Origin of the sequence: Psychromonas sp. SR45-3, from assembly GCF_014163575.1 — a bacterium.
GTDB classification, from domain to species: domain Bacteria; phylum Pseudomonadota; class Gammaproteobacteria; order Enterobacterales; family Psychromonadaceae; genus Psychromonas; species Psychromonas arctica.
Genome location: NZ_JACJDP010000063.1, coordinates 1 through 6,360 on the forward strand (window position 1 = coordinate 1; position 6,360 = coordinate 6,360).

The 6,360-nt window shown below is 36.5% G+C and carries 3 protein-coding genes; 2 read left to right on the forward strand and 1 reads right to left on the reverse strand.

From position 1 onward, the window contains the following. Positions 1-437 precede the first annotated feature (437 nt). The gene (locus H5084_RS18680; RefSeq protein WP_182692154.1) at positions 438-1,121 is read left to right on the forward strand and encodes a DUF2982 domain-containing protein; all 684 of its coding nucleotides are present in this window, start codon (positions 438-440) and stop codon (positions 1,119-1,121) included. 1,124 nt (positions 1,122-2,245) lie between these two features. Then, a complete protein-coding gene (locus tag H5084_RS18685; protein ID WP_182692155.1) occupies positions 2,246-4,489 on the forward strand; it encodes a phospholipase D-like domain-containing protein in 2,244 nt (747 codons plus the stop codon). 133 nt (positions 4,490-4,622) lie between these two features. Here H5084_RS18685 and H5084_RS18690 read toward each other — a convergent pair whose 3' ends face one another. Next, positions 4,623-5,879: a sodium:proton antiporter gene (locus tag H5084_RS18690; RefSeq protein WP_028870494.1), complete on the reverse strand. Its 1,257-nt coding sequence runs from the start codon at positions 5,877-5,879 to the stop codon at positions 4,623-4,625. Between the last annotated feature and the right edge of the window lie 481 nt (positions 5,880-6,360).

Genomic DNA, 6,360 nt, shown 5'->3' on the forward strand with positions numbered 1-6,360 from the left:
GTAAATGCTCAGGGCTAAGCTATTTATGCTTAGTTCAAGGCGAAAAAGCGCAGTTTAGTGGTTTAAATGAGCATTTTTCAACGAAGAAATAGGCTTAAATAGCGACGGCCTGAGTAGTTACAAAAATAATTAGTTATGCGTTAGCAACACTGCACTTAAAAAGTTAACCTTACAAGGGCTATCAGCTCTGCACCTTCTAGAAAAGCTAGTTCCAGACAACTTTACAGCAGCTAAGATAACCTGTTATCAGTAAAAAATTTACCTATTGTTAACAATCACTCAAATATTTCCTTTGTTGATGGCAGTTATTTACGTTTATGATAGTCATTTACATTTATTATATAATTTCTAAAGCTCATATTTACTCTCAACAATATATTTATGGTTGCTAATGAAAAGTATTTGTTCAACTGACAAAGTTTTCAAGGAAGGCTAAATTGGATAATACAACGGATAGAGTTATTACCATTCACCCTAATTCAAAACGTCATACACACACATTTATATGGCTTGGATGTATCTCGCTATTTATTTTCTGGCTTCTAAGTTTATTCCTTTGGCAAACTTTTAAAATTCAATTAATTTTCCTCATATCAGCTACATTAGTGCTTATTTTAATAGGTGTACTTAAATATTTAGAGCCCGGAACCAGTCTTTTTATCACCCCAAAAACGATTAGATATTGTCATCGCCATGGTCAGTGGGCACTACCATGGCAAGATATTATACGTTTTGGTGAACTTAAAGCAGATGTCCAAGGTGAGCATATACAATTACCCTATGTCGGCATCAAACTAAATAATTTAGACCATATAGCTAAAAGCATATCACCAAGATTAGCGAACAAATTAATTCACGAACAACAAGAATTGCTCATTTTAGCGATCGCTAATAAAGAAGTTGATTTTGAAGGTAGTCTGATTAATTTTGAGCCCTATACGTTAAATGAAGTTATATATAAAGGCCCAATCGCAGCATGGTTACATCGAAGCGAACAACTCGCCAAGGCATATGGTTATCACCTCTATTTACCCGAAAGCAGTCTGGATCGAAATCTAAACAGCTTTTTAAAATTATTAAAAAAATGCCATGATTACACCATTGTAAATGGACCTTATTAATCTAATGCCAGTCAGTTAAGAACCACTTGGCATTTTTGCTTCTTTTTTCTACATATCTTTTGGGCGTAGCCGTAGCCGCATTGAGCAATGTTTGTAGCTTTCAATATGGATTACGATTAACTCAACGAGAGGTTTGATTTAACCACATTGAGTTTCGACTTAACTCATTAACTAATTGATATCCCTAACTTCAACATTTGGGTGTCCACAACTTGACAACTTGTTCATAAACGACAAGGAATCGTTTTAATTTGATGATAAGAGTTCATACCAGTTCAACCTTATTATCAACTTCTTCATTTTTATGTGACTTAAAGGCAATAGTTTGTTTTTTAAAAAAGAGATTTTGGCTGAACACTTGAATAACTCATTTTTTGCCTATATGGTGGATTTTTAGTCATTTATAAGTTACTGGCTTGATTGTAGTTATTAATTTATGTTGCTTGTTAATTTATGTTACTTATTAGTTTTAATTGCCCTTTAAGAGACTAACAAAAATCCACCTATATTTATGACCGGTTCAATTAACTACAACATATAATCAGTTAAAGAGTTCAATCAGCTAAAAAATTCAATGCTAGATTTAACAACAATTATTTCAATGATCATTTAGTAATAATACAAGGAATCAGTAATGCGACTAACCAAGATTGGCACTAAATTATTTATCTTAATTGGGGTAGATCTTGGACAGCCATAAACTTTTATCATCCTAATAGAAAACAGAGCCAGCAATGACTTGTTGTCTAGCCTTACCGAACCATCATAAACGAGAAGGAATCGTTTTAATTTGATGATAAGAGTTCATATCAGTTCAACCTTATTATTAACTCCTTCATTTTTATGTGACTTAAAGGCGATAGTTTGTTTTTTAAAAAAGAGATTCTAGCTGAGCACTTGAATAACTCATATTTTGCCTATATGGTGGATTTTTAGTCATTTATAAGTTATTGGCTTGATTGTAGTTATTAATTTTATGTCACTTATTCGTTTTAAATCCCCTTTAAGGGACTAACAAAAAATCCACCTATATTGATGACCAGTTCAGTCAGCTAAAAAATACAGTGCTAGATTTAACAATAATCATTTCAATGAATACTTAGTAATAATACAAGGAATCAGTAATGCGACTAACCAAGATTGGTACTAAATTATTTATCTTAATTGGAATATTTACACTTAGTGCTTGTGCGACTCGAGAACAAGTAGCATTAGATGATGCCTTGTTAACTCAGTATGCATCCACTGGCAATTTACCAATAAAATCCGCCACGGTGATCACCGATAATGATCAGGCCTTTGCCAGTAAACTGGCTTTGATAAATGCAGCTAACACCCACATTGATCTTGCTTATTATATTTTTTCTGACGATCACACATCTTCCGTATTAGCCCAAGCTCTTATAAACGCTGCAAAACGAGGCGTAAAAGTCAGGTTATTATTAGATTACCTCAGCACCTACAAAGATTTAGACCGCCTCAGTTATTTGCAACAAGCAGGAGGCGGCAACATTCAAGTTAGGCTTTATGGAAGACCGAGCCAAAATATCGTTAAAGATGCAGTCTATTTAACTTTAGGTTGTGGTCAATCAAGCAAAGCAGACGCTGCTTGTAATCAAGACAAGTATGCTGAAATTGAACAACTCTTTGATAATGAAAAAATCAATAATCGCTTAGCTTCAGACATTGGTATTTCTAATTTATCGACTCCTATGTCTGCTATTTTCCTGTCTGGCTTATATGCCAAAAACCCCGAGTTAATGGCTTTTTCTCTTGAACATGGCCAATCAATAGATGTAGCTGCATTATCCGCTTCAACGGACGCTGACAGTGCGGATACCCAAGCTAAGTTAAAAAAATTAGGTAAATTATATTATCAAGCTAATTACCAAGGTGGTTTAGCCTCGTTGACAGCGAAAATAAAATTAGCGACAGCGACATTAGTATTAGGCGATCAAATCAACCCAGTATTAAATTCCGTTAATAGCTTTTTACCGACCAATCGAGAAAATAACTCAATTGCCCGCAGAGATTGGGATTATCTCACTGAATTTTTACATCATAAATTACTCTTAGTTGATCAACAGACCATGCAATTAGGCGGTCGAAATGTTGAAAACTCTTATCATATGAACCCGAGCCCCTTATCCAGTAAATATATTTTTATGGATACCGATGTGCGATTAGAATTTAATGCCCCAGACCCACAAGTGACCTCTACTTTTGACCGCCTCTGGCACTTTACTACTATGGTGGCCTCGCTTGATGAAATCCGCGAGCATGCTCCCAATGATTTTTTAATGAATTTGGATATTTACAAACAATCACAGGAATTTTGCACTGACCAAAGTACCAACAATCCAACTTGTGTTGACCAATATTATCAACAACACTTTGTTAGTTTGGATCAGCGCTTAATAAAAGTTGAGCAATCCATGACTGAAATGATTGAGAGTTATAACAACAACTATGCTCCACGTACCCAGGGAATAAGCCAATCTTTTGCTTTAGATGCCTCAGCTCAAGTTTACTACTTAGAGAACCTTCCCTTCTTTGAAAGTAAAAGAGGTTATGGGTCTATTGACGGTAAAGAAGCTGATTATGGAAAAGCGATTCATGCAACTTGGCTAGCATCCTTGAAGAAAACCTGTGAACAGGCAACTGTAAATAACCCACAGCAAGTTATCATCCATAACGCTTACTTCTTTATGCCCGGCAACCTACTCGCCGCGCTAGGTGCTATGGTTGACGGTAGTTGGGACTGTACACATGTGAGTTTGCAAATCATCACCAACTCTATTGAAACCACGGATCTAAATGTGGTGAATCTACTCGCAATGTGGCAAATGAAGGCATTTGAAGACTATAGGGCGCAACAAACGGCAACAACATCAGCAACATTTAACTACAGTGAATATCAACAAGCGAATGAGAATGAAACCAGCACTTTATCTTTACATTCAAAAGTCATGCTGTTTGGCGATGATTTATTTATTGGTTCAGCAAACGCTGACGTTCGTAGCTATAAGCTGGACACCAATAATGGATTAATGATCATGAATGCACCCGATTTTGTAAGCCAGTATAAACAATGGCTAACGGCTGAAATTGATGCGAGACCAAAGATCGCAGACAGGACTCAACAAATAGGCATATCCCAACAAAAGCTTAAAGTTAAAATGAATCATGTAATGGATTTGTTATTAGCTAAATACGACAAAAATAATCGCATTGATCATCAGCAAGCTGAAGATTTTAAAGAAAAGGTTCAAGGGGTTACTCAGCGTATTTATAATTTATCAACCAAGATTTTAAATGGGGATAACAAAGCCCAAAACGAATTTAATCGTTTGTTTAAAACCATTTAACACTCTAATGCGGTTGATTGCATCGTCAGCTCGCCTTTACGTTTTAATTACCTTTTTGTTTTTATAAGAGAGAAATAAAAGCGTGTGAAATACAGCTATTTCACACACTTTTAAAAAATTATATTTAACCTATTTATATTTGACGGATAGTTTTGGCCACTTTACCAATACTCAAACCTTGAATTAAAATAGAAAACACTACAACCGCATAAGTTAGAGCCAACAAAATATCGCGTTCGCTCCCATCAGGTAATTGCAATACCAGTGCAACCGAAATACCACCACGCAAGCCACCCCAGGTTAACACTTTCCACGCACCGGATGGCAACTCTAATTGCTTATTAAATGCAGTGGTTGTTATACCCACAACGGTTAAACGTGCGAGTAATGCTATTAAAATTGTTAAGCCACCAGCCACAAACAAATTACTCGAAAATGTAATCATGACAACTTCAAGCCCTATCAGTACAAATAAAATAGCATTTAAAATCTCGTCAATCAGCTCCCAAAACAAATCAACGTAATGGCGTGTTTTGTCGCTCATAGCCATACTACGACCATGGTTACCGACCATTAGCCCCATCATTACCATTGCAAGTGGGCCCGACAAATGCCAATGGCTTGCAAGTGCATAACCACCAATAACGCCCGCTAAAGTAAGTAGCACTTCTTCTTGGTAACTATTAATACTTTTGAGTAAGTAATATAAAATACCACCTAACACCAAACCAAAAACAATACCGCCACCGGCTTCAACCGCGAGCGTGTGCGCTACATAGTAGGTTGTAGGAATATCACCACTGGATAAAACCCCCAGTAAAAGCACAAAAATAACCACGCCAATACCATCGTTAAATAATGATTCTCCCGCAATCACGGTTTCAATACTTTTGGGCGCACCCGCAGATTGCAAAATTCCCATTACCGCAATCGGATCGGTTGGCGAAATTAATGCACCAAACAGTAAACACCAAATAAATGCTAAATCAAAACCAAGCAAAGGAAGTACTAAATAAAGCGCGCCAGCAATAATAACCGTAGATAACAACGTACCAACACAGGCCAAAATGCCTATTGGCAATTTATAACGTCTTAAATCGCTAACATTTACGTGCAGCGCCCCAGCAAAAAGCAGCATAGAAAGCATGCCATCAAGCAAAACTTCAGGGAAATCTAACTGATCGAGTAAGCTCACTTCGTAATCTATAAGACCATCAAACCCTAAAAAGCCCAAAAATATAGCGCCGATAGATAAAAGCATTGAAATAACCATAACGCCAATGGTTGTTGGTAAGCCAATAAAACGATGATTTATATAGGTGAGTAACGCGGTAATTGATAAAAATATCGCACTTATTTCAAGTACGCTTAGGCTGGTTGCTAGTGCCATGGTTTAAATCTCAATATTTATTTAATGATGCCTTGCTCAAAACAAGTAAAGCAGAAGAGTTATTATTTTTTATACGGTTATCTCGTATAATATTCGTATAGCGTAAACAAGCATACCCAAAATATTAATACACGGTATTATTATAAATACCAAGTAAATTGATAGCAATCACGAGCACTGACGAAGTAAAACTCAACGCAGCGACAACGGCCACAACATTGAACTCTCCCAAACAATGAATAACTTTCAGCAACAGCAAACAGGACCTTTGCTGTAAGTTCATTTAGCACATAGATGTGCGCATGAACTGGTGCATTAAAAAAGTGATTGATTGATTGGTTGGATTAGAAAGTGATTCGGTGTGCCTTTTTCTTTGCTCTTGTAGGTATGGGGTTCTTTTGGGCATGCAAAAGAAAGTAACCCGCCGTTAGGGCGGAATACCAAGTGATAAACAAACTTAAAGTTACGGCGAGCGCAGACG

Bases quoted from the DNA above. Each gene is read 5' to 3' on its own strand.
- H5084_RS18690 (WP_028870494.1), bottom strand. From the start codon at position 5,879: ATGGCACTAGCAACCAGCCTAAGCGTACTTGAAATAAGTGCGATATTT.
- H5084_RS18685 (WP_182692155.1), top strand. From the start codon at position 2,246: ATGCGACTAACCAAGATTGGTACTAAATTATTTATCTTAATTGGAATA.